Below are 23,505 nucleotides of genomic sequence, written 5' to 3'. Positions count from 1 at the left end.
TCAAGAGTAAGTTATCCACTGCCCATAGTGGGATTTTAGAGTATACTTACTTAAGAGGTATAATTTTTACTTATTTTTTATTATAGCAAAAACATATGAAACAAAAGGCGTTTCAATGGGGGTTTACGCTGATCGAACTCCTTATTGTAATTGCGGTTATCGCGATATTAGCTGCAGTAGCATTTGTGGCACTGGATCCACTTACTCGGTTTCGTGATACGCGTGATGCTCGTCGCTGGTCGGATATTTCAGCGATTATGACGGCAATCAAGGCAGATCAAGTAGACAACAGGGGCAATTATCTCACAGCCATTACAAATATGACGGCCGGGCAAGTGTACATGGTCGGAACTGATGCGGCTGCCTGCAATGCATATGATGCTAATTGTGATACCGATGTTGTAACTGCAACAAATTGCGTGAACGTTGCCGGACTTGTGACGGCAGGGAAAATGGGCGGAGTACCAGTGAGCCCCAATGGTGCCGGCACATGGACAGCGGGACATACCGGCTATACGCTTCAGCGCGATGCGACGGGCATTGTTACCGTACGCGCCTGCGAGTCTGAAAACACGACAGAAATTTCAATAGCACGCTAAGAGGGCTGTGTATAGAAAAAAAGCCGCCCCGTTGTGGGGCGGTTTTTTTTATGTATGCAATAAAAAAAGGCCTCTGCTAGAGCAGATGGCCGATGTGTGCTGCAACACCGATGGTAATTACAGCCCCAGCAATAATAAGAGTGTAAACTCCTAGTGCTACTTCCAAGAACTGTTTTCCCAACTCGTCGCCTCTTGACGACGTTACATTCTCCTCTCTTCTGTTTTGTATGAGTGTTGCAAACGCAACAATCGATGTTACATTAACGCCAATATGTTGCCGTATATGGAAACCACTTTCATACAAAACTATTCCAACAATATACGAAGTTGCGATGATTATCCCGAGAGTGTTCCATGGTGCATATGCCACAGCGACTACTCCTAGAATGGCAAACGTGTAAATGCTGGCGATATCATCTTGATGTGAAATAGCGCTGTGTATCGCTTGCAGACCAAGTGCTATGCCCATCCAACCAAGAAACATCCCTGCCATATCTCCAAACGCGCTGGCATTGAACACATGAAAGTGCCAAAGTTCTTGTACAAATTGCGGGAACATCAGAATTGCTGTTGCAAATGCCATTGGCGTGCTAATGATCCTCAAATGTTTCGAAGATTCCCATGCGTTTTTAAGGTACGCTTGAAGGTACAAATGTGTACTCATTTCCAGCCGATTATAGCACATTTTTGCCTTTTTGTCAATACTCTCCTAATCGTCCCGAATCCATACGAAAAAGCGCGTATTCGCATTTTTTAAAAAAAAAGCTATACTAGTACCATTGTGAATAACTCATTATCACCTATGAATACAAAAACAGCCGTCATACTTATTTCAGCCATCGCTCTTCTTATTATTGTCATTGCAGCTTTTTTTCAATTTTCTAAACCAAGCGAAGTATCAATACCTATGACAGAACCACTTCAACAAGATACACAATCACTTTCAACACCTCCCGTGCAAGAAGTTCCTCAAGAGCAGATTAATCAGCGGGATCAGGAATTGGCACCTCCAACTCAGATGCCCCCGACACAGCAGCAGGTAGTTCAGGAGCAGGCGGCAGCGACATTTGACGCAGCAAAAAAATATTCAGCAATTCTTAGTACGGAAAAAGGAGATATTAGTATCGAATTTAACACACAACAAACCCCTAAGACTGTTGAGAATTTTGTGACGTTAGCAAAAAAGAAATTTTATAACGGAACTATTTTCCATCGCGCGATCAAAGGATTCATGATCCAGGGAGGAGATCCCAAGGGCGATGGTACTGGTGGTCCGGGATATCAGTTTGATGACGAACCGTTTAAGGGAGAATATACGCGAGGCACCATAGCAATGGCGAATAGCGGTCCAAATACCAACGGTAGTCAGTTTTTTATCATGCACCAGGATTATCCACTCCCTCCAAACTATGTGATTTTTGGGCGCGTAACAAAGGGTTTGGAAGTCGTGGATGCAATTGCCACTGCTCCGGTTGCCATGAGTGCAACAGGAGAACAGTCAAAACCCGTTACCCCGATAAAAATACTCTCGGTTTCTATTTCAGAAAAATAAAAGAACTATCTTGCAAAATTTGCAGTATAAGCAGTATAAGATTGTTTAGGAGCGTATGAGTATTCTTTCAATGATTATCGTGGTTGCCGGCCTTTGTTTGTTTGAGGTCGTCAGTAGCATCGACAATGCAATTATCAATGCAGAAGTGCTTTCTACAATGAAGGAGAAAAGTAGAAAGTGGTTTTTGACATGGGGGATTTTTTTTGCCGTGTTTGTTGTCCGAGGGCTTTTGCCATGGCTTATTGTGTGGTTGGTGACTCCCGGTATCGGGCCGTTTGAGGCATTTACCGCAACCATTACCAGTGACCCGAGTGTTATCGGGGCAATTGAACGGTCTTCCCCGATATTACTCATTGGCGGCGGCACATTCCTCTGTTTTCTATTTTTTCACTGGCTTTTTGTGGAGGAGAAAGAATATGGTCTTGTCGGGGAACGATTCATTCATACTCATGGCGTGTGGTTCTATGCTGTTGTTTCCCTTATACTCACGGTTCTCGTATGGTCTGCAATTCAACAGGATCCGCTTATGGCGATAGGTGCCGTTGTAGGATCTACAGCTTTTTTTATCATTCATGGCTTTCGGCAAAATGCAGAGAAAATCGAGAAAGAGCTTACGCATAGGTCTCATATCTCAGACATTAGTAAGTTATGCTATTTGGAAATTCTCGATGTGACCTTTTCTATCGATGGCGTGTTGGGTGCGTTTGCATTTACGCTTGCAGTACCGCTCATACTTATTGGAAATGGATTGGGTGCGCTTGTCGTGCGGTCGTTTACTATCAATCATATCCATACCATCAAGCGTTATCTCTATCTCAAAAACGGCGCAATGTATTCTATTTTTTTCTTAAGTGTTATTATGTTGCTGGAAAGTTTCGGCGCACATATTCCGGCGTGGCTTTCACCGCTAGTGACATTTGGCGTTGTTGCATATTTTTATATTAAATCGCGCCGGCACCCCCATTACCATAAAAATAGTTTTTCCACAGGTGACAAGATCTAATAGTAGTGTACAATGCCAGATGCATTTTGGTTTTACATGATAGGATATATATGAATCATGAAGTTGCAACCTCCAAACACGAGAAACAAACAAATTGTTGTATAGCACTCTATTCGGGGCAATTCATTGGCGATCATTCGTTCACCAAGCGGCTTGAGAAATCTGATCGTGAATACTTGGTGCGTTCTGTCCGTAAGGGAGTGGGTGAAGCTGGGCAGTGCTCATGGTTTGTTTTGCCAAGTTCACCATCATCGTCGGTTTGCGTCTTGGGTCTTGGCAAGAAGGAAGATTGGACTGCCCGAAAGCTCGTGCTTGCTGCGCGCAAACTATTTTCGCATCTTAAAGGAAATGATACCCGATCAATAACACTCTCTCTTGATGATTTCCGTCCACGTACTCTTTCCCTTGAACGCACAGCCGAAGTAGTGGCAACAAATCTTGAGATGGCGCAGTATGAATTTAATCGCTTTAAAGAAAAACCAAAAGACGGCTGGTTTGAAGTGCAATCGATATCCTATGAAGTAAAAGATGCAAGTAAGAAAAAAAGCATCTCAAAAGCACTCTTCACTGGCAAGAGTATTGGTGTGCATGTGAATGCCGCTCGAGAGCTCGCAAATACTCCGGGAGGTACCATGACACCGGTACTATTGGCGCGTGAAGCAAAAAATAGGGGAGAAAAATGCGGCGTGAAGGTGACGGTACTTAATGAAGCGGAAATGAAAAAGCTCGGCATGCATGCAATACTTGCAGTTTCAAAAGGCAGTAGTGAAGAAGCACAATTTATCATCATGGAATATCTAAAGGGGCCTAAATCGCAAAAGCCCATTGTGTTTGTAGGTAAAGGGATTACCTTTGATAGCGGTGGGCTGCATCTTAAACCCGGCAACGCAATGGATGATATGCATTTGGATATGAGCGGGGGAGCGGCTACGATTGGAGCACTCTGCGCTATTGCTGAACTGGGATTAAAAACAAATGTCATTGGACTGATTGCCGCTGTTGAAAATATGCCGTCAGGCGAAAGCTACCGTCCCGGAGACATTCTGACGTCAATGTCAGGAAAAACGATTGAGGTAGTGAGTCCCGACGCGGAAGGGCGCGTAACGCTTGCAGATGCGCTGTGGTATGCACGCCGCTATAATCCACGCCTCGTCGTCGATGTTGCAACATTAACAGGAGCATGTATTATTGCTCTTGGGCACCACGCATCAGCTCTGTTTAGCCCACAAGATCAGACTGCAGCTATGCTTTCAAAGGCTGGGGAAGAATGCGGAGATTATCTCTGGCGCATGCCACTGTGGGAGGAGTATGAATGCGGTTTGAAGGGTGTATTTGGAGATGTACTGAATGCTCCAAAAAATAGAGAAGCCGGATCCATTAATGCCGCACTGTTTCTTTATCAGTGGGCGAAGGACTTTCCTGCATGGGCTCACATAGATATTGCATCAACAATGACATCAGCGAGCGATGACAATCTTGCTAAGGGATCTACGGGCAGTGCAACACGGCTTTTTATTGAAGTAGCGCGGACATTTTAATAACTATACTACTAATAATTTCATTCTTAATATTGTTACATTTCTATGAGTGACTACCTTTGTCCGCAATGCGGTCAAACGTATGATTTGCCAGGCGTTTGCGATGTTTGCGGAGTAGATTTGCAGCCGAATGACGGCGATACCAATGAAGAAGAGGGAGATGAGCTTAATGATGAGGATACCGGATTCGATAATACGGATGACGAAAGTGAATCTGATCCTCTTGCAGCTGACTTTGATGATGATGATGACGATGATGAAGATGGGTTTGATGATGAATAACTCGAATAATGCATCGGCCGGGATACACTCCCGGCCGTTTTTCCACCTATGACTGACCTAATTATTATTGGAGGGGGTGTTGCTGCGTGCTCGGCAGGCATTTTTGCGGGTAGGCGCGGTTTGGCGCCTACGATTATTGCTAAAGACCTTGGCGGACAAACAGCATCGACATCTGAAATTGAGAATTATCCCGGCATAGGACGCATTGAAGGTCCAGAACTTGTTGAGCTTTTTTCACAGCAGGCGCGCAACGTGGGATGTACATTTATTGAAGGGCATGTTTCCGAGGTGCATGAGAATAATGAAGTGTTTGATGTGGTAACACGCACCAGTCGTTTTACTGCATCAAGCATCCTATGTGCGTTTGGGAAAACACCAAAGAATCTCGGAGTTGCAGGCGAAGAGCGCTATGAGGGGAAGGGAATCCATTACTGCAATGCGCACTCTGCTCTACACTATAAAGATAAAATTGTTGCCGTTGTCGGAGGCGGCAATTCAGCGCTGGAGCTTGTATGGAAGCTGTCTGGAATTGCGCGCCACATTTATCTTATCCATAGAAGCGATCAATTTAGGGCTGAAAAGATTCTTCTTGATCGTCTCAAGACACTTCATAATGTTGAACAACGTTTGTACACAACAGTTACTGCGCTCAGTGGCGAGGAATATCTGCGCGAGATAACACTTACACCATCTGACGCCGACAAACAAGAAATAGTAGCGGTGGACGGGTTGTTTGTTGCGATAGGGTTTGAATCAAGTACATCCTTTATATCCGGACTTGTTGAGTGCGATGCAACAGGTAAAATACAGATTGATGATAAATGTCAGACAACAAAACCAGGCATATTTGCTGCAGGTGATTGTACGACGGTGCCGTATCAGCAGATTATTATCTCGGCGGGAGAAGGTGCAAAAGCTGCTATTAGCGCGTATCAGTATCTTTCCAAAAAACAAGGCAAAAGACCGCTCCAAGTGGATTGGGGATTCCATGCCTAGTGCAGGGGAATGGTTTTTTAGCTCCCCTATGGTATACTTAGGTGTATAATACTTTACGTATGCACCTCTATGGATAAAAAAGGATTTTTGAAAGGTGCGGCACTGGGAGCAATTCTTGCATCTGCCGCCGCATTGCTCTGTGCTCCTCAGGCAGGGAAAAAAACACGGAAAGAAGCACAAAAACTTGCTCAGTCATTGCTGAAAAAAATGCTGAAAAGCGCACGGTCGCTCAATATGGTGTCTAAGGACGCTTATGAAAAAATGCTCGAAACATCGCTTTTGGAATATGCTCGTGGAAAGAAAATCACCACAGCATACTTGCAGGAAATGAAATCGATACTCACGAGCCATTGGGGTGATATACAAAAAGAATTAAAGAAAAAATAAGAGTTTCTATGCCTTATACTCTCACGGAAAATAAAGGAGGTATTGAGCTTCGCTCGGAAGGGACTATAGCAATAGATGCATTTTTGGACGGCGGCAGAGCGCTCTTTTCGCTTATGGGAGATTCAGAACATCTGAAAGATAAAGAGCGCATAAAAATGGTTGTCGATGCCAAAAATATAGAATCGCTTTTTGCCGAGTGGTTGCGAGAGCTTGTGCGGCATAGCGAAGAACAAAATATTCTTTTTGGCGAGTGTTCGATAGCTTCTATTCAGAAAGTAAACGATTCTCAATATCTGCTTACCGGAGCAGCATATGGCGAGGTATGTGACGCTTCAAAGCATGCACGAAAGCGCTCTATCAAAAATATTTCCCACCCAGAATGCAGTATAGATGAAGAAAAGCATACTGTGGTCTGTAGCGCCCAAATCACATAGGATTATTTTATGGATGCATTAGTACTCACACTCTCGAGATTTCTTAATGTATTGATTGTTGTTATTGTTGCGCTGTTTGCATACCTCATTGTTATCATTCTCGTGAAACGGTTTATTACGGTACTTTCCTCGAGATTGCCGATTATCCGCGGTACAACAATATCCGACCCCCGCATTAAGGGTGTCATAACGCTTTTTTTGACGTTAGCGCGCTGGGTACTTGGCCTTTGTGCCCTTTTCATTGTTCTCAATGAATTTAACGTGAATATCGGACCCTTGATCGCCGGGGCAGGCGTTGTAGGCATTGCTCTTTCTTTTGCTGCTCAGTCTATTTTGAAAGATGTTGGAAGCGGCATAACCATTCTTATTGGAGATCAATTTCGTCCTGGCGATGTCATTATTGTTAATGGTATTCAGGGTGTTGTAGAACATGTCAGCTTGATGAAAACAATTATTCGTGATAAACAGATTCTCTACACCATACCAAACGGACAAATCTCTACGGTGGGAGTTGTTCAATCACCAAGCCAAAATGCTCGAGGAACACGACACCACTAGCGATAGTAGTGTAGACCTCTTACACAACAATCCTTCCTACTACAATCATGCTTATTTGGCTGCAAACAATTCATCTCTCGTCAATGAATCACACGGATTCATTTCCTCAAGCTTCATTGTTTTCGCTCAAATAATCATGCTTTCGTTACGGAAAATTACTGTGCAAGAGGTCTTATGAAAACAAAATCACGGATGTATCGCAGAATGGAAATTATTCCAGGCATGCTTGTCTGGATCACTTTTTTTTCTGGAGTAGTACTGTCGATCGTCAAGCCATTTTGGGTGATCTATTTTATTCTTTTGTTCGATTTGTATTGGCTTTTCCGAGTTGCCTATTTTCTTATTTTTCTCATTCTTGCATGGAGGACGTATAGGCAATCAATGAAAACAGATTGGAATGCCGCATTGCGCGCGCACAACGATTGGCAATCCGTCTATCACCTCATATGCCTACCGTTTGTGCATGAAAGTACTGAGATAGTCGATACGGCACTTATTGCTCTTGCCCAATCGCGCTATCCCTCAGACAGGATGATTGTGGTGCTTGGAGGGGAGGGGCGAAATGAGCCACATGCCTTGCAAGTAATGGAAGTAATGAAAAAAAAATATTCAACTGTCTTTACTCGCTTTCTTACCACTATCCATCCGGATGGGATTGCAGGAGAAATAAAAACAAAAGGAGCAAACCTTCATTACATGGGCGTGCAATCGAAGACGCTTATAGATCAGCTCAATATTTCCTATGAGCGTGTGATTGTTTCAGCTTTTGATATCGATACGATTGTGCATCAGGACTACTTTTCCTGCCTGACATCGGCGTACCTTTCCCATCCGAATAGAACACACTCAAGCTACCAGCCGGTTGTGCTCTATAACAATAATATCTGGGATTCTCCCGCGCCGATGCGCCTCGCAGCATTTAGTACGACGTTTTGGCTCATGACTGAACTCGTGCGGCCTGATCGGTTGTTTACCTTTTCGTCTCACAGTATGCCATTTCAGGCGCTTGTTGATGTTGGGTATTGGGATCCTACAATCGTTAGTGAGGATTCGCGAATTTTCCTACAATGCTTTATGCGATATAACGGAGATTACGAAGTTACACCACTTTTTATACCTGTCTCAATGGATACCGTATTAGCTGAAGGGACATGGAAGAGTTTGGTGAATTTGTACAAACAACAGAGGCGATGGGCATGGGGCGTGGAACATTTTCCCTATCTTGTTGAAAATTTCTTGAAAAATCGGATGATCCCAATCGGTAAACGCTTAAAAATACTTTGGAATCAGACCGAAGGCATGTATACCTGGGCAACAGCGCCATTTATCATACTTCTTCTTGGCCGCTTCCCCCTTTTGTTTGTAAGCGATTCAGAGCAAAGCAGTATTGTTGCTCAAAACGCACCTCATATTCTTGAACTGCTCTTGAATATGAGTTTTGCAGGCATTGTTATTATTGGTATAGTTTCCATGACATTGCTGCCGCCTCGCTCGAAGCGGCACGGGGTATCTAGTGTGCTATTTATGATCTTGCAGTGGCTTCTGCTTCCTATTTCTATTATTCTTCTCAGTTCAATTCCGGCAATTGATGCCCAAACACGACTTATGTTTGGAAGATATTTAGGATTCTATGTTACAGAAAAGTCCCGCATCGCTCAGAGCGCATGAAAAAGGCTCGTATGCTATCAGTCTTGTGACATTCAACGGCGAGAAGTACTTACCACGCTGCCTGCAAAGCGTTGCTTCTCAAACCAAGCCCCCCGCTGAATATAGGATATGGGATAATGCATCGACTGACAGCTCACGAGTTAGTATAAGCAAAAATACACAGAAAATCGATTGCGTGTTTTCGTCGGAAAATACAGGTTTTGCACGAGCGCATAACGATGCTATTCGCTCAACACGCTCTGAATATATTCTCATTCTCAATCAGGATACCGTTCTCGAACCCTCGTATTGCGAACTGCTTATTGCATTCATGGATAAACACCCGGATGTTGGAAGTGTAAGTGGACTTCTCATACGTATTCGGTCGTTCGATGACATTCCACGTGCAGCATCCATAGATGCGTGCGGAATATCATTGGCGCAGAGTCAGCATGCATACTTAACGCACTCAGGCTTAGCGGCTTCGCACTGTACAAGCGAGCAAGAAGTATTTGGTGTACCTGCAACATGTGCCCTCTATCGACGTTTGGCGCTTGAAGATTGCATGCTTGACAGACAAGGAAAGAATGAGTATTTTGATGATGATTTCTTCATGTATAAGGAAGATGTTGATCTTGCCTATCGTATGCGTTTACGGCAGTGGAAGAGCTACTGCATTCCTCAGGCGATATGCTATCATGTGAGAAGCGCTAAGAGTTCATTTCTCGTTGTCAATCGTGGGGCGCATATCATTCGCTACTGGTCGTATCGCAATCATTGGTATGTGCTTTTCAAAAATGTTCCGGCGGCACTTTTGCCGTTTGTCGGCATTCAGATGATATTCTATGAATGTGCAAAATGTATTTATATGATACTCTGCGAACCAACACAATTAAAAGCATTTGGCGAATTATGGAACATGTATGCAGTGATGAAAAAGAAGAGGTCAATCATTCAATTGAGGCGCACATGCTCTGTAGTTGATTTATTGAAATGGATGAAGCGCATTTTTATATAATCTATCTATGAACAAACCGGCATTCTCATTCGTTATTCTCAACTATAGAACAAAGGAATTGGTGCGGGAGTGCATTGCGAATATATACCGCGCAAATATTCAATTAGCTTTTGAGATTATTGTTGTTGATAATAGCCGAGACGCAGGGCTTGAGGAGATTCTCGAGCAGCGATACCCTCGTGTTCGTTATATTCCGCTTGCACGTAATATTGGGTGCGCAGCAGGAAATAATGTTGGTATGAATGCCGCTCGGGGAGAATATATCATCATTTCCAACGCAGATGTTACATTGTTATCTGGTGCCTTAGAAATGCTCTATCGGTTTTTACATGACCATCAGGATGTCGGCATTGTTGGCCCACGACTCTTGAATCCGGATGGCAGCATTCAAGAATCATACTATAGATTTTATCGCTTACTTACGCCGGTGTATCGTCGATTATGGATAGGCAAGCTGCCATTTGCTCGAAAACATATCGAAGCATTTTTGATGAAAGATATTGAGGTGAATGGCCCCACAGATGTAGATTCCCTCATGGGAGCTTTTCTGATTGCGCGACGATCGGCAGTGCAAAAGGTTGGTCTGTTTGACGAACGTTTTTTTCTTTACTTCAGTGATACCGACTGGTGTATGCGTTTTTGGCAGAATGGATTCCGAGTCGTCTATCATAGTAGCGCTCAGCTTATTCATCTCCATAAGCGGCAATCTGCACAGCGGATGGGACTCCATTCAATACGAGATACTGCCACGAGAATCCACATTATTGATGGTATACGATATTTTTTGAAATATCCCATGACGTATGCACGGACTTAGTTTTCATAAGCGAAAGCAAAGTCATCTTAAAAGCATAATTATCGGCTGTATTGTTCTTATTGCTCTTTGGATTGGCGGTATCATTTGGATTGGCGGACGCGATGTAGCGCGAGTAGCTCATATATTTTCTACGCTATCATCGTCACTCGAAAGTATTAAAAGTGATGTTGAGCACTTTCGATATTCAAGAATTCAAGACAGTCTTGCAATCTCTCGGCAAGCCCTTGCCGAACTGAAATTACAGATCTCAAGCGCCCCCACATTTACCGTTTCTTTTTCACCATTTCAAGCCTATCAGAAAGAAACTCTCACACTTATATCGCTTGTAGACCTTTTTGTGAGCGTGGGATACGATCTTTCAAAAATTACTATTCCACTGGAAACAATTCTTCTTGTGCAGGAGGGAGATTCACATATTAAGGAATTGTCGGAGCAAGATAAGAAACGCATATTAGACATACTAACGTCCGGACTGCCGTCAATAACAGGTTCGCGTGCTTCGTTAGATCTCTTGCTGCAGCGGCTTGAAAAAATTTCAGATACTTCACTTCCAAGCCAGGCAGTGCCGCTTAAGCAGGCATTGTATAATCATGCACAAAGGGTGCGAGATATACTAGATGCCGCAGTACCCTATCTATCAGTTGCACCCGCACTTCTTGGACATGACCGCGAGATGACGTATCTTTTGCTATTCCAAAACAATGCGGAGGTGCGCGCAACAGGAGGATTTATTGGATCATATGGAATTCTTACACTTCGTAATGGAGAAATTAAATCATTTTTTACCGATAATATTTATAATTTTGATGACAATGCAAAACACTTGCGCATTCCACCGCCAAAACCGTTGCGTACGTATGGTGGCATACGCGCATGGTATTTGCGTGATTCAAATTGGTCTCCTGATTTTCCTACTGCTGCACGGCAGGCCCTCTGGTTTTATGCGCGCGAGGGCGGCACTAAAAAAATTGATGCCGTACTTACCTTGACTCCAGATGTCATATCATCGCTTATGCGGATCGTTGGTCCTGTATCCGTGGAGGATCTTAATTTCGATCCCGATCAATTGCGCGATCAACTGGAATACCAAGTTGAAAAAGGTTATGAACGAAGGGGTATTGCCAGATCTGAGCGCAAGGACGTTATTCGATTGATTGCGGATGAGCTTATCCGGCGCATTGCGAAATTAAGCATAGTGGAGTGGGAAGGGATATTCGGCGTCATGCGCGCCCGCTTGGCTGAAAAGACGCTTATGGCCTATACGCGCGATAGCGACCTTTTTCAATTTTTGAAAGATCATGGCTGGAGCGGAGAAGTTCTTCAGAAATCGAGTGATTACCTTATGGTTGTGGATAGCAACATCATCAGTTTAAAAACAGATGCCGTGATGGATAAGAAGATTTCATATACTATTAAGGAAAATGATGACGGCGTCCTGAAAGCAAAAGTACTTCTCACCTATACAAATAATGGAACATTTTCATGGACGTCTACCACGTATAAGGATTATGTTCGAATTCTTATTCCTCAAGGAAGTTCGCATATTTCTTCCCCTATTCCCCTTGAGATTTCTCAAGAGCATGGTAAGATGGTTCTCGGCGCATTCATTGAGATTGAACCCCAAAAAACAGGTACCCTTTCCATTGAATATCAGCTTCCAAAACACGTAGAAGAAGATGTCAAAAAAGGGTTGTATACATTATTTGTTCAGAAGCAGAGCGGTGTTATTGGGCAAGAGATTTCTGTTGTTGCGCATTTTGTCCGTCCGATTGCTTCATATAGCCCACTGATCGGATCAACGTCAAAGTCAGAGCTTGGAAGTGTTGAGTTCGAATCACTTCTTCAAACTGATAAGGAATACTCTATCACATTTAAGTAACGTATGGCATTTACACCAAAACTCGGCATTGATCTTGGAACGACAAATATTCTGGTTCATATCCCCAAACGCGGCATTGTCATAAATGAGCCATCAGTTGTTGCTATTTCCATTATTGATAAAAAAGTTCTTGCTGTTGGCAGAGAGGCAAAAGAAATGCTTGGAAGAACGCCAGATACCATTGTTGCCTATCGCCCACTTAAAGACGGAGTAATAGCAGATTATCGCACGACAGAAGCAATGCTGCGGTATTTTGTGAACAAAGCACTCGGCGGTTTTCGTATTTTCCGTCCGGAAGTCATGGTGGCGGTTCCTGCAGGCATTACATCTACCGAACGCCGTGCAGTTATCGATGCTACGCTCGCGAGCGGCGCAAAGGCTGCATATATTATTAAAGAACCGGTTGCTGCAGCAATCGGTGCCAATATTCCTATTGGCAATGCATCCGGCCATATGATCATTGATATTGGAGGCGGCACTGCAGAAATTGCCGTTATTTCATTGGGTGGGGTTGTTGCTTCAACGTCAGTGCGTATCGGCGGGAATAAGTTTGATTATGCAATTATGGAATATGTTCGAAAAAAGTACGGACTTGCGATAGGGGAGCGAACGTCAGAAGAAATCAAAATAACTATTGGTTCAGCACTCTATCTTGATGATAAGCTCACAATGGAAGTGCGTGGACGCGATATGCTTACCGGACTGCCAAAAACAATTAGTGTAACATCAGATGATGTAACCGATGCGGTGTCAAATGAACTTGATGGTATTATTTCTGCGCTCAAAACTGTGCTTCAGAATACACCACCCGAACTTGCGGCAGACATTATTGATAGAGGTATTATTATGTCGGGGGGCAGCTGTTTGCTTCGCAATTTAGACCAGTTGGTAACACGCGCTACGGGTATCCCATCATATATTGCCGATGAAGCATTGTTGTGTGTCGCAAAGGGTACCGGTATTGTTTTGGAAAACCTCGATGCGTATAAGAGAAGTATTTTAGCAACAAAATAGCCATGACGATTGGTGTTGATGTATCGCGTGCATTTAGGAAAGAAAAAACCGGCATTGAATGGTATGTTTTTCATTTGATGAAAGCACTGGCAGACATCGATACAGAGCACGAATATATATTTTATACAGACCGAATGCCCCCAGGCGATATGGATGCTGTCATTTCTTCTCGTTTGCGTATACTTCACTGGCCATTCAAACACTTTTGGACTCAAGGAAGACTTTCACTTGAAATGCTAGTTCATCCCCCAGATGTATTGCTCATACCAGCGAGCGCATTACCGCTCATTCATCCACAAAAAACCATTACTGTCGTTCATGATGTCGGCTTTTTCTGCCACACAACATATCGGAGCTGGCAAGATGTGGCATATTTGAAATGGTCAACGTTGTATGCGCTTAAGCAGGCGTGGCGAATCGTTGCCGTTTCAGAATGGACAAAACAAGAAATTATTCGTAACTACAGAACCCCGAGTGAGAATATTCACGTTGTACATATAGGTTTGGATTCAACCTATGCCGCTTTGCAAGACAAGAGTGCCATTCGAGCGACTATCGAAAAGTATGGCATCCAACAACCATATTTTCTCACCATTGGTAGAATTGATGAACGAAAAAATATTAAGAGCTTAGTGCAGGGATTCGTGCTTTTTTCCCGCTCCAATTCCTCACACTGTCTTGTCGTTGCCGGTCCAAAAGGCTATGGAGCTCAAAAAAGCATTGCCGCTATTGAAGAAGCGCACAAAATGGGTGTAAGGATTATGTATATTCCATGGTTAGAAGAGTATGAGAAGAAAGCGCTTTTGTCGGGATGTGCTGCATTTGTTTTCCCGAGCCTCTACGAGGGTTTTGGTATTCCTGTAATTGAAGCTCAAGCATGCCACGTTCCGGTTATTACTTCACAAACAACTTCACTGCCAGAAATTGCAGGTGCCGGAGCGCTTTATATCGATCCACAATCAGCCCTATCTATAGCGAATGCCATGCAAAAAATTGCTTCTGATGTATCGTATGCCGCTCATCTCACAGAAATCGGGTATGAAAATACAAAGCGATTCACGTGGAAGTCGTGTGCGCGTGGCATTGACTCTCTATCGAGAGAGAAGACAGTATGCTAAACTATCTACAGCTATGAATAGTATAGTAAAAGAACAGCATCCAATGTGGCAGTATGTCGTTCGACTCTATCATGAGGGTATGCTTCCTCATGCCCTGCTTTTTGTTGGTTGTACAGGTGATGGTGAAAAAGATTTTGTACAAACATTTATCGATTACATTAAACCATCGGAAACAATTACAGTCCAAAATGAAGACGAAGATCGCAAGCATCCTATTATAACAGTTAAGCAAATACAGGATGTGCGGCAGAAGCTATCGCGAAGGAGTATTTCTGGACGGATTCGGATCGTTTTGATACCATGCGCCGAGGAGCTTACTGCAGAAAGCGGTAATGCACTACTTAAAACACTGGAAGAGACACCTGCAGACAGTGTATTTATATTAAAGGCATTTTCTCGCTTAGGAGTCATGCCAACTGTTGCATCTCGCTGTGCCGTATTGAGACTGCCCGAAAGTACTCATATCAGCGGGATGAGTAGTATGAGTCTTTCGCATTTGATATCGCTTTCTCTTGGTGAAAAGCTCGTAGCATGCCAGTCGCTGACAAAGGATGATTGTGACGGATTTTTTTCTGAATTAGAAGGTACAATCTTGCGTGAGAAAGATTCCATTCCCAAGGTGAATATATTGCTCTATCGCGAACTAATCAATGTGCAGATGAGCCGGAGTGGCGGTGTGCGCGAACAAAGCGTATATGATGCTTTTTGCCTGAACACAAGCCTATGACTACCTCAAACACATCACTTGGTATTGTCATTCTCACACTGATGCTTACCGGAGCCTCATGTACGTTAAAGGGGTCTTCCGATACTGTTATACAATCGTCGAATAAAGGAAATACATGGCAGTCAAAATCGCTTGTAAAGGGTACGGGTGGCAAACTCCTGAGGCTTACTACAGCAGAAGCTACATTTCTTGCAGTTAATCCAAAGAATTCTCTTAATCTTTTTTTGGGCACCAAAGCCCAAGGATTGTTTATCAGTGATAACGCAGCAATTCACTGGACACAAATGATTGCAAATCAAGAGATTGTTGATGTTGTACTAGATCCAACGGCGAAATGTACGCTTTTTGTGGCGCTTCCGACCAAAGTTTTACGTACCGTTAATTGCGCAGAAAGTTGGGAAACCATCTATAATGAAACTCGGAAAACAAGAATTACCAGTATTGCGCTTGACTCGTCCGATCCCATGGTGGTGTATATTGCAAGTCTTTCGGGAGATGTCTTCAAAAGTACCAATCAAGGGATGACATGGAATTCTGTATTTTATCGTGATCGCACTCCCATTGCAAAAATTCTCCTTGATCAGTTTGATACAGCAATTGTAACCATTATTTCACGCGATTCCCAAGTAATTCGAAGTTATACGAAGGGCGGTGACTGGCAAGACATAACGCCACCAAAGGAAATCCAGCTTCAACGAGGTGATTATCGAGCGGCTCAAGTATCTGGCAAAAAAGAACAGTTATTCCTAGCAACATCGATGGGTCTCTGGAAATTTGAAGGAACGGAAAAGAGTTGGCGGTTTATTCCCCCGCTTACGCCAATAGGCAGCGTGGATGTGCGCGTCGGTGCGATGAATCCGTCGAACGAGGATGAGATTTATTATGCAACAAAAAATACATTCTACCATTCCACAGACAATGGCGCTCATTGGACAGCACAGGTTCTCCCAACGTCCCAGTGGCCCTCAGTCATTGCGATTGACCCTAATAACCTATCGATTATCTATATGGGTCTTATGAAAGAGGTAGAAAAAAATCCTTATTTATAATGTTTTCAATATGATTGATATCCACAAACAAAAAAGTGAATTCGAAAAACATCTGACGTATTTGCAGGATGAGCTGAAGAATCTTCGAACAGGACGCGCAAGTACCAGTCTCGTAGAGGGGCTTATGGTTGAAGCGTACGGAACTCTTTCGCAGTTGCAGCATCTTGCATCACTCAGTATTCCCGATGCTCGCACTATTCTTATTTCTCCGTGGGATAAGTCTGTACTCAAAGATATTGAAAAAGGGCTCTTGGCGGCAAATCTTGGCGTCAATCCTGTAAACGACGGTTCATCAATTAGATTAGTCATGCCGTTGCTCACTGAAGAAAATAGAAAGGCGCTTGTGAAAGTAGTGGGACAAAAAGTGGAGCAGGCAAAAATTGCCGTTCGAGCTGTCCGCGATGCTTTGCGGGAAGATGTTCAGAAAAGCGAGAAATTAAACGAAATTACCGAAGACGATCGCTATGATCTCTATAAACAGATTGATGAGCTTACAAAGCTGACAACTACGCGAGCGGATGAATTTGGTTCAAAAAAAGAAGAGGATATTCTTACACTTTAATTCATGATTATAGGCTAACAGTATGGTTGGAATTATTGCAACCGTCCTATTGTTTTTAGCTGTACTATGTGTTTTAGTTCTTATTCATGAACTGGGGCATTTTGTTGCAGCACGCATATTTGGCATACACGTTGAAGAGTTTGGCTTTGGTTTTCCCCCGCGCGTCTGGGGTATAAAAAGGGGACCGACGCTGTATTCTATCAATGCACTGCCGCTTGGAGGTTTTGTCAAATTAAAGGGTGAAGATGGTACGGGAACATTGTCGCAGGATAAGGATAGCTTTGCATCGCGTCCGTGGTGGCAGAAATTAATTGTACTCGCGGCGGGTGTTTTCATGAATGTAGTATTGACGATTGTATTGTTTACCGTAGGGTATGCTATTGGCATGCCTCATATTCTTGATGCTGAAAAGCTGGATGGGCAAGCACGGGATGCAAAAATTCAAATAACCTATATACAGCAGGGGTCACCGGCTCAGAAAGCAGGACTTGCAATAGGCGATGTCATATCGCAGCTTGATGGAGTAGCGCAAACATCCATACAAGATGTACAGGATTATACTCGAGCACATGTTGAGCAATCCGTAACGGTAACCTATATACGTGGCAACAGTGTTTCTACTCAGCAGATTACCCCTGTCATTTTAAAAGAAACCGGTAAGGCAGGTATTGGTATTGGAATAGCTCGCATTGGTCTTGTGTCCTATCCGTTGCATATCGCATTTATTAAATCACTTGAAACGACATGGGGTATTGCTGTTATGATTGTGAGTACGCTAGGAAGTGCATTGCGACACTTGGCTTTTGATAATTTTGTCGGTCCAGTAGGAATCGCGTCATATACAGGCACCGTTGCGCAGCTCGGCATAACCTATCTCATTAATCTTGTTGGTCAGCTTTCCATGAGTCTTGCTATTTTTAATTTTCTTCCGATTCCTGCACTTGATGGCGGGCGGGCGCTTTTTATCCTTATTGAACGCGTGAGGCGCAAAAGTCTGAACCCGGCATTTGAAAATGCCATTCATGTTGCTGGATTCATGCTCTTGATTGCTCTACTGATACTCATTACAATACGGGATGTTACGAGAATGCTGCCGATGTAGAGCGACTCCTCTATGGACGTATTATTATTTTCTTTCATCAATGGAGTTGCACATCGTTCTTGGATTATAGATGCTGGTATCGTTTTTTTTGCAACCTATGCACTTCCTCTTCTGGGTATTGGAATAGTCATTGCAGGTGTACAAAAAAAATCGCTGTTGAAGCATGCGATTTTTAGCTCGAGTTTGGCATTTGGAATAAATGCCACAATTGGTTCTTTGTTATTTCGCTCGCGACCGTTTGTTGACCATTCTGTTATTCAGCTTATTGAAAAATCTGCAACGAGCAAATCATTTCCGTCAGATCATACAGCCCTTTCCTTTGCTTTGGCAGCAAGCATCGGTGCGGCGTATCCTCGTATGAGTGGCGTAGCGTATACGCTAGCATGTATCATTGGCGTGTCTCGCATTGCAGCAGGCGTGCATTACCCATTGGATATTATTACAGGCGCTTTTGTTGGTTTGATGAGTTTTGCGATTGTATGGAGAGTGGTTCGGTTATGAAAAAGCTGTTCATATGTATCACTGCATGTAGTGCAATTGTTATGCTATTACTTGCAGCTGTTTTCACTATTCTCAGTCCGTTATCATCATCGGTACAAGAAAAAAAAATAATCATTGAGTCGGGTGATACGGTCGAAATAATAGCTGCTAAACTCTATGACAGTGGGTTGATCCGCAATCCTTCTGTAATGATAACTGTATCAAAGCTTCTTTTCCCATCGTATTCATACAAGGCGGGGGAATATGATATCCCATCAAATGAGCCGCTTTTTAGCCTCATGAAGAAATTAGCAATTGGAGTACCAAAGCGTGAATTGAGTATTACTATCCCCGAAGGATGGTCGATTGACGACATAGGAAGCGCGTTGGATAAGCAAGGTGTTTTTTCAAAAGATGATTTTTTACGTTCATCAAAAAAAGATTGGTCGGCATACTTTCCATTTCTGATTGGGACAGCGCAACAAAGGACAATCGAAGGTTTTTTGTTTCCGGATACCTACCGTATATTTGTTGATTCCACCCCTGATGATGTAATACGAAAAATGCTTACAAATTTTAATACTAAAGTGTATGTGAAGTTCGGCGAAAAGGCAGATGAAAAAGGATGGGCGCTTTACGATAGAGTAATACTTGCAAGTATTGTGGAACGAGAAGTTCGGACTGATGTCGACCGCGCACGTGTTGCCGACATCTTTATGCGACGGATGGAACTTGGCATGCCGCTACAGGCCGATTCAACAGTAAACTACATTACCGGTAAAAAATCTCCTCAAAGCTCCTATAATGATATTGCAATTGATTCGCCTTACAACACCTATCGCGTGAAAGGCCTGCCGCCGGGACCTATTTGTAATCCTGGCCTTTCCTCCCTGCGGGCAGTGCTCTACCCTATACGGAATGAGTATCTCTATTTTCTTACAGCACCAGATGGCAGAACTGTTTTTAGTAAGACCTTCCAAGAGCATGTGAAGAATAAAAGAGAATATTTGCAAAACTGATATGAAAAATCACGCACGAGTGAGGGGTAAATCGCAAGTTCTTGGTTATCGAACGCCAAGTAGGTTTATTGCTCATCAGCAGTATCACCGGGTGATAAAAAGCTACAAAGCAAAAACAAACAAGAGCACTACTTGACAGCTTATCTCCACTATCCTAGAATAGACCATATACTCCATAGACAGCGGGTGCAGTTCCCTTGAACTGCTTAATTACCCGCCGAGGATTAAAGGTCGGGCCAATGATAATTGGCATGTAGGTCTGTGGCAGTATGCACAGATTTTTTTATTACCTAGTTAGTTACTTGTTATGGCTCGAACAAAAGAAAGTAAACAAGGCATCATTAAGCAGCTTACGGAAAGACTTGCAGATGCGCGCTCAGTGGTATTTGTTAGCTTGAAGGGTTTGAAGGTTAAAGAAACCGAAGAATTACGTCGCAACTTGCGAGCAGAACGCATAGATTGCATGATGGCAAAAAAAACGCTGATTCGCCGTTCGCTTGAGAACCGCGGTGTAACAACAGTCGATCCAAAGCGCTATGAAGGAGAGGTTGCGTTGGTATGCGGTTATGATGATGAAGTAGCTCCTGCTCGATTGTTGGCGTTGTTTGCAAAAACCCATGAGGCATTGCAGCTTCTTGGAGGATTGATGTTCAAGGAAGGTGAAGAGTTGGTCAGTATGGATGCAATGCAAATTAAGCGTCTTGCCCTTCTGCCTTCTCAGACTGAACTTCGCGCTAAGGTAGTAGGATGTCTTGCCAACCCTCTGCGCGGCATTGTATCTGTTCTAAGCGGCAATACTAGAAGTCTCGTATATGTACTGAATGCAATCAAAATTGCGAAATCTTCCTAAGTGAATTGCATTCCTAATTAATGAAAGAATCATATTTTTATGTCAGATGAAAAAAAAGAGGTCATTGTTCCCGAGAAATTTAAAGACCTAGTATCCAAGATCGAAAGCTTAACAGTCCTTGATCTTGCTGAACTTGTTAGTCTTCTCGAAGATAAATTTGGCGTTTCAGCCGCAGCTCCCATGATGGCTGCCGCAGCAGGCGCGCCTACAGCAGAAGCAGTTGAAGAAAAAACCGCATTTGATGTTGAGCTCAGCGAAGCAGGAGCGCAGAAAATTAATGTTATTAAAGCAATCCGTGAATTGACGCAGCTTGGCTTGAAGGAAGCAAAAGATCTTGTCGATGCAGCACCAAAAATTGTGAAAGAAGGTGTAAGTAAGGCCGATGCTGAAAGCATGAAGAAGAGACTTGAAGAAGCAGGAGCAAAAGTCACTCTCAAATAGGCGTACATATAAAAAACTGCCCACATGCCGGTGCTTTATGCAGAGCATGGTATGGGCTGTTTTTTATTTGAGTTTTTCCAGTGGTATATTCAGAAGATCTGCACCGTTGACTACCAGAAGAGATTTTGTCGATGGACGCAGTTGAATATCTTTCAGTGAGCTGAAGACAGGAGAGAGAAGCTGTGCTTTGAGCTGGTATGATTTTTTATCAAGTACAATGATTCTGTTACCTCGCGGCTCCAAAAGAAATAATAAGGGGGTGGAAGGATCCGTTTCTATCTTTGTAAGAGATTGAGGTGTTGGAATGATCGATGGTAGAGGTATGGGTCGAGGCCTTCCGTTGACGTATTGATAGAGCTGGTTACTGCTTTTCAGTACATAGAGAGAGCCGTCAATATCGAAATCCAAAATATCATGAAGGGAAATTGATGGATCTTTCACCCATTCGATCCCTATTCCAAAGCCACTTCCCAATACCAAATGTTTAAAAAACGTTGCAGCACTCGCACTATACACATAAGCATTTGAGTTGTACGTTTGAATTTTATCTATTCTTCCTTCTTTAGCAGAAAGAGAAATTGGCAATGGTTTTGATACGGAGTTTTGTTCTAGACGATAGAGGCGAGTGCCATCGCCATTGCATGCAATGATCGCATTCTTTATCGCTGCTGCGCAGCGGGAGGTGGTCATGGAAGAGGGAACCGTGCTGTGTGTTGGATTCTTTGCTCCCGGCGAAAGTGAATAAAAATGTTGTTCAGATGCAATGAGAATCGTTCCGGAGTATTCTGTTGCATCTACTGATTCGGCAGTAGCTATGTCTGCAAGTGTTGCAATATATTCGGGAGAATCAATAGTGATAGCATGATTAAGGCGCTTCACAAGTGATGCGATTTTTGTCCGAAGTATCACAAGTGATGATTGCTGCTTGTCGGTAAGTGGTTGCGGTACATGCTCAATAAGCTGCTGCATCTCTTGGATAAGGGGAAATGCAGCTGAGTCATTTTCGAAAATAACGCGAGCTTCAGCACTATTTGATTTATCGGTAATCGACTGAATAATTGTTTCAACTGATGCAACGTGCTGCTGCTTTTTTTTCTGCGCGCTTAGTGTAAACAAGCTTGTTACAAAGAGCACAATAAAAAGGATGCTGAGCGAGAGGATAATTCGCGATGGTTTCGGTAGTTTGAGAAAAGTATGCTTAGCAGAAGAATATGCAGCTTGGAATTTGGAATACATTTTAGGTGCCAAATGAGCATGGCTCTGAAGTACATTTCGATATGATCGCGATGTAATAGCGCGCTGGATTGATCGCGCAGTATTGATAAGATGTTTTCCAAAACGCTGAAGCGCTGTGATTATGATATGAATAAACGAACGCATTTTTTTTGCGTTTGCCGGTTGAAAAAGTATTTTTTCAAGGGTAATAATCTTTTGAATACAAAGTTTAAGAAGATGAGTAGCACGGGATATTGCGTGAGAAACATGGAATGATGTAGCTGGAGTCATAACACTATCCGTGCCTCGTTGTCTGCTATTAAGCTCTTCCATAGAACGGTTAGATGCGGTTTGGATCCTATGCTGCTGTTGGGCCATTTGTGCATTGCCTGTGTATGTTGGATGAATAAAAAGCGCAGTGAGATCATTGCGGGCCTGAACTCTGCCAAGTATGCGCTCAAGGGACAATGTTAGATGGTCTGGATGTTGGGTTGTGACAATTTGTTTGAGCTGCTCGAGCGAAAGGTAGTCCAGAAGCGATCCGGTTGTAATACATACAACACCGTCAGGCAAACTAACAGCGCCGGAAACTATTTGTGAAAAAAGCCTCGTCTGATGCTCGCTGTTCTTTCCCGCGTCAATAATAGGAGCGAGAGAGTACCGAGAGAACCCCTGCTTGTTTGTGGTTGGGTAGATATAGAAACTGTGCAGCATTCCCCCTGTTACACTGAGATAGAGCGTACCTTCTGAAAGCACGCCAATAATGCAGTGAATTTTTTTTAAATCAATCGATCCCGAACGCTTGTGATCCTCTTGAAAGTCAATAAGTGCAGTTGTAACTTTGTCGTATATGTATTGAATTGCATTCTCAAATAAAAACTCATGATTATTCAATCCGCTTTCTGCAGTTTGTGCATTATCGGGAAGTGATTGTGCTCGATGATAAAAATCAACAAAATGTTTAACTGTTTGTTTTATGAAATACTGGTAAAGTTCTTGAGAAGAATTGATGGAAAAAACACCAAAAATAGTAACTGAACCATTTTTCTGTTCGATGGGTCCATTTGAAAATGTATATGATAGTTCATCGTGTCCCTTTCCCTGAATTGATATCTTTGAGAAAAAAGGTTTATAATTATAAGCCATATCAGGGCATCTTTACAGTTTTCTAAAAAGCAATTATAGTATAGCCTATAAATATGTAAACAGCAATTGTTC

The 23,505-nt window shown here is 43.1% G+C and carries 25 protein-coding genes and 1 other annotated feature; of the genes, 23 read left to right on the top strand and 2 right to left on the bottom strand.

Features of this window, described 5'->3' with window-relative positions; genetic code table 11:
• Nucleotides 1–95: 95 nt before the first annotated feature.
• Nucleotides 96–599 carry a prepilin-type N-terminal cleavage/methylation domain-containing protein gene (locus tag AAB400_03405; GenBank protein MEK7648938.1) on the top strand — a complete coding sequence of 168 codons (504 nt, stop codon included), beginning with the start codon at nt 96–98 and terminating at the stop codon, nt 597–599.
• A gap of 76 nt (nt 600–675) precedes the next feature.
• Here AAB400_03405 and AAB400_03400 read toward each other — a convergent pair whose 3' ends face one another.
• Entirely contained in the window at nt 676–1,203 is a 528-nt protein-coding gene (locus AAB400_03400) for a hypothetical protein (GenBank protein ID MEK7648937.1), read from the bottom strand.
• A 198-nt stretch (nt 1,204–1,401) separates the two neighbouring features.
• Here AAB400_03400 and AAB400_03395 point away from each other — a divergent pair, with 198 nt between their 5' ends.
• The 22 genes from AAB400_03395 (at nt 1,402) to rplL (ending at nt 21,072) form a co-directional block, all read left to right on the top strand.
• A complete protein-coding gene (locus AAB400_03395; protein MEK7648936.1) occupies nt 1,402–2,151 on the top strand; it encodes a peptidylprolyl isomerase in 750 nt (249 codons plus the stop codon).
• A gap of 55 nt (nt 2,152–2,206) precedes the next feature.
• Complete coding sequence (locus tag AAB400_03390; protein ID MEK7648935.1) at nt 2,207–3,154, top strand: DUF475 domain-containing protein; 948 nt, start codon at nt 2,207–2,209, stop codon at nt 3,152–3,154.
• Nucleotides 3,155–3,204: 50 nt separating this feature from the next.
• Nucleotides 3,205–4,692, top strand: a complete 1,488-nt coding sequence (locus AAB400_03385) for a leucyl aminopeptidase (protein ID MEK7648934.1) — start codon at nt 3,205–3,207, stop codon at nt 4,690–4,692.
• Nucleotides 4,693–4,737: 45 nt separating this feature from the next.
• Entirely contained in the window at nt 4,738–4,974 is a 237-nt protein-coding gene (locus AAB400_03380) for a hypothetical protein (protein MEK7648933.1), read from the top strand.
• Nucleotides 4,975–5,022: 48 nt separating this feature from the next.
• Entirely contained in the window at nt 5,023–5,970 is a 948-nt protein-coding gene (locus AAB400_03375) for an FAD-dependent oxidoreductase (protein MEK7648932.1), read from the top strand.
• Between the two features lie 69 nt (nt 5,971–6,039).
• The gene (locus tag AAB400_03370; GenBank protein ID MEK7648931.1) at nt 6,040–6,357 is read left to right on the top strand and encodes a hypothetical protein; all 318 of its coding nucleotides are present in this window, start codon (nt 6,040–6,042) and stop codon (nt 6,355–6,357) included.
• Nucleotides 6,358–6,365: 8 nt separating this feature from the next.
• Nucleotides 6,366–6,791, top strand: a complete 426-nt coding sequence (locus AAB400_03365) for an archease (GenBank protein MEK7648930.1) — start codon at nt 6,366–6,368, stop codon at nt 6,789–6,791.
• A gap of 9 nt (nt 6,792–6,800) precedes the next feature.
• Nucleotides 6,801–7,349 carry a mechanosensitive ion channel domain-containing protein gene (locus AAB400_03360; protein ID MEK7648929.1) on the top strand — a complete coding sequence of 183 codons (549 nt, stop codon included), beginning with the start codon at nt 6,801–6,803 and terminating at the stop codon, nt 7,347–7,349.
• Between the two features lie 174 nt (nt 7,350–7,523).
• Nucleotides 7,524–9,017: a glycosyltransferase family 2 protein gene (locus tag AAB400_03355; GenBank protein MEK7648928.1), complete on the top strand. Its 1,494-nt coding sequence runs from the start codon at nt 7,524–7,526 to the stop codon at nt 9,015–9,017.
• Entirely contained in the window at nt 8,980–10,014 is a 1,035-nt protein-coding gene (locus AAB400_03350) for a glycosyltransferase family 2 protein (GenBank protein MEK7648927.1), read from the top strand. The genes AAB400_03355 and AAB400_03350 overlap by 38 nt, the downstream gene beginning before the upstream one ends.
• Before the next feature lie 7 nt (nt 10,015–10,021).
• A complete protein-coding gene (locus AAB400_03345) occupies nt 10,022–10,831 on the top strand; it encodes a glycosyltransferase family 2 protein (GenBank protein MEK7648926.1) in 810 nt (269 codons plus the stop codon).
• A complete protein-coding gene (locus tag AAB400_03340) occupies nt 10,818–12,710 on the top strand; it encodes a DUF4012 domain-containing protein (GenBank protein ID MEK7648925.1) in 1,893 nt (630 codons plus the stop codon). Before AAB400_03345 ends, AAB400_03340 begins: the two co-directional genes overlap by 14 nt.
• 3 nt (nt 12,711–12,713) lie before the next feature.
• On the top strand, nt 12,714–13,724 hold the full coding sequence (locus AAB400_03335; GenBank protein ID MEK7648924.1) for a rod shape-determining protein: 1,011 nt from the start codon (nt 12,714–12,716) through the stop codon (nt 13,722–13,724).
• Nucleotides 13,725–13,726: 2 nt separating this feature from the next.
• Nucleotides 13,727–14,842 (top strand): glycosyltransferase family 1 protein, encoded by a 1,116-nt coding sequence (locus tag AAB400_03330; GenBank protein MEK7648923.1) that lies wholly within the window; start codon nt 13,727–13,729, stop codon nt 14,840–14,842.
• A gap of 13 nt (nt 14,843–14,855) precedes the next feature.
• Complete coding sequence (locus tag AAB400_03325; protein MEK7648922.1) at nt 14,856–15,569, top strand: hypothetical protein; 714 nt, start codon at nt 14,856–14,858, stop codon at nt 15,567–15,569.
• Entirely contained in the window at nt 15,566–16,618 is a 1,053-nt protein-coding gene (locus AAB400_03320) for a hypothetical protein (protein ID MEK7648921.1), read from the top strand. The genes AAB400_03325 and AAB400_03320 overlap by 4 nt, the downstream gene beginning before the upstream one ends.
• 10 nt (nt 16,619–16,628) lie before the next feature.
• Nucleotides 16,629–17,180, top strand: coding sequence for a ribosome recycling factor (gene frr / locus AAB400_03315; GenBank protein MEK7648920.1), 552 nt, complete (start codon nt 16,629–16,631; stop codon nt 17,178–17,180).
• Nucleotides 17,181–17,202: 22 nt separating this feature from the next.
• A complete protein-coding gene (locus tag AAB400_03310) occupies nt 17,203–18,282 on the top strand; it encodes a M50 family metallopeptidase (GenBank protein ID MEK7648919.1) in 1,080 nt (359 codons plus the stop codon).
• 12 nt (nt 18,283–18,294) lie between these two features.
• Nucleotides 18,295–18,783, top strand: a complete 489-nt coding sequence (locus AAB400_03305; GenBank protein MEK7648918.1) for a phosphatase PAP2 family protein — start codon at nt 18,295–18,297, stop codon at nt 18,781–18,783.
• Nucleotides 18,780–19,781, top strand: coding sequence for an endolytic transglycosylase MltG (gene mltG, locus AAB400_03300; protein MEK7648917.1), 1,002 nt, complete (start codon nt 18,780–18,782; stop codon nt 19,779–19,781). Before AAB400_03305 ends, mltG begins: the two co-directional genes overlap by 4 nt.
• Before the next feature lie 155 nt (nt 19,782–19,936).
• Nucleotides 19,937–20,074, top strand: a sequence feature (ribosomal protein L10 leader region).
• Nucleotides 20,075–20,088: 14 nt separating this feature from the next.
• Nucleotides 20,089–20,631 carry a 50S ribosomal protein L10 gene (rplJ, locus tag AAB400_03295; protein MEK7648916.1) on the top strand — a complete coding sequence of 181 codons (543 nt, stop codon included), beginning with the start codon at nt 20,089–20,091 and terminating at the stop codon, nt 20,629–20,631.
• 39 nt (nt 20,632–20,670) lie between these two features.
• Nucleotides 20,671–21,072, top strand: coding sequence for a 50S ribosomal protein L7/L12 (gene rplL, locus AAB400_03290; protein MEK7648915.1), 402 nt, complete (start codon nt 20,671–20,673; stop codon nt 21,070–21,072).
• 63 nt (nt 21,073–21,135) lie between these two features.
• Here rplL and AAB400_03285 read toward each other — a convergent pair whose 3' ends face one another.
• On the bottom strand, nt 21,136–23,433 hold the full coding sequence (locus AAB400_03285) for a hypothetical protein (protein MEK7648914.1): 2,298 nt from the start codon (nt 23,431–23,433) through the stop codon (nt 21,136–21,138).
• Nucleotides 23,434–23,505 lie beyond the last annotated feature (72 nt).

Source organism: Patescibacteria group bacterium, assembly GCA_038065255.1.
Classification (GTDB): domain Bacteria; phylum Patescibacteriota; class Patescibacteriia; order JACQRZ01; family JACQRZ01; genus JBBTRI01.
This window is presented reverse-complemented; position numbering and strand designations above follow the sequence as displayed.

Coding starts and splice junctions, on each gene's coding strand:
- AAB400_03405 (MEK7648938.1), top strand. CDS start 96: ATGAAACAAAAGGCGTTTCAATGGGGGTTTACGCTGATCGAACTCCTT.
- AAB400_03395 (MEK7648936.1), top strand. CDS start 1,402: ATGAATACAAAAACAGCCGTCATACTTATTTCAGCCATCGCTCTTCTT.
- AAB400_03390 (MEK7648935.1), top strand. CDS start 2,207: ATGAGTATTCTTTCAATGATTATCGTGGTTGCCGGCCTTTGTTTGTTT.
- AAB400_03385 (MEK7648934.1), top strand. CDS start 3,205: ATGAATCATGAAGTTGCAACCTCCAAACACGAGAAACAAACAAATTGT.
- AAB400_03380 (MEK7648933.1), top strand. CDS start 4,738: ATGAGTGACTACCTTTGTCCGCAATGCGGTCAAACGTATGATTTGCCA.
- AAB400_03375 (MEK7648932.1), top strand. CDS start 5,023: ATGACTGACCTAATTATTATTGGAGGGGGTGTTGCTGCGTGCTCGGCA.
- AAB400_03370 (MEK7648931.1), top strand. CDS start 6,040: ATGGATAAAAAAGGATTTTTGAAAGGTGCGGCACTGGGAGCAATTCTT.
- AAB400_03365 (MEK7648930.1), top strand. CDS start 6,366: ATGCCTTATACTCTCACGGAAAATAAAGGAGGTATTGAGCTTCGCTCG.
- AAB400_03360 (MEK7648929.1), top strand. CDS start 6,801: ATGGATGCATTAGTACTCACACTCTCGAGATTTCTTAATGTATTGATT.
- AAB400_03355 (MEK7648928.1), top strand. CDS start 7,524: ATGAAAACAAAATCACGGATGTATCGCAGAATGGAAATTATTCCAGGC.
- AAB400_03350 (MEK7648927.1), top strand. CDS start 8,980: ATGTTACAGAAAAGTCCCGCATCGCTCAGAGCGCATGAAAAAGGCTCG.
- AAB400_03345 (MEK7648926.1), top strand. CDS start 10,022: ATGAACAAACCGGCATTCTCATTCGTTATTCTCAACTATAGAACAAAG.
- AAB400_03340 (MEK7648925.1), top strand. CDS start 10,818: ATGCACGGACTTAGTTTTCATAAGCGAAAGCAAAGTCATCTTAAAAGC.
- AAB400_03335 (MEK7648924.1), top strand. CDS start 12,714: ATGGCATTTACACCAAAACTCGGCATTGATCTTGGAACGACAAATATT.
- AAB400_03330 (MEK7648923.1), top strand. CDS start 13,727: ATGACGATTGGTGTTGATGTATCGCGTGCATTTAGGAAAGAAAAAACC.
- AAB400_03325 (MEK7648922.1), top strand. CDS start 14,856: ATGAATAGTATAGTAAAAGAACAGCATCCAATGTGGCAGTATGTCGTT.
- AAB400_03320 (MEK7648921.1), top strand. CDS start 15,566: ATGACTACCTCAAACACATCACTTGGTATTGTCATTCTCACACTGATG.
- frr (MEK7648920.1), top strand. CDS start 16,629: ATGATTGATATCCACAAACAAAAAAGTGAATTCGAAAAACATCTGACG.
- AAB400_03310 (MEK7648919.1), top strand. CDS start 17,203: ATGGTTGGAATTATTGCAACCGTCCTATTGTTTTTAGCTGTACTATGT.
- AAB400_03305 (MEK7648918.1), top strand. CDS start 18,295: ATGGACGTATTATTATTTTCTTTCATCAATGGAGTTGCACATCGTTCT.
- mltG (MEK7648917.1), top strand. CDS start 18,780: ATGAAAAAGCTGTTCATATGTATCACTGCATGTAGTGCAATTGTTATG.
- rplJ (MEK7648916.1), top strand. CDS start 20,089: ATGGCTCGAACAAAAGAAAGTAAACAAGGCATCATTAAGCAGCTTACG.
- rplL (MEK7648915.1), top strand. CDS start 20,671: ATGTCAGATGAAAAAAAAGAGGTCATTGTTCCCGAGAAATTTAAAGAC.
- AAB400_03285 (MEK7648914.1), bottom strand. CDS start 23,433: ATGGCTTATAATTATAAACCTTTTTTCTCAAAGATATCAATTCAGGGA.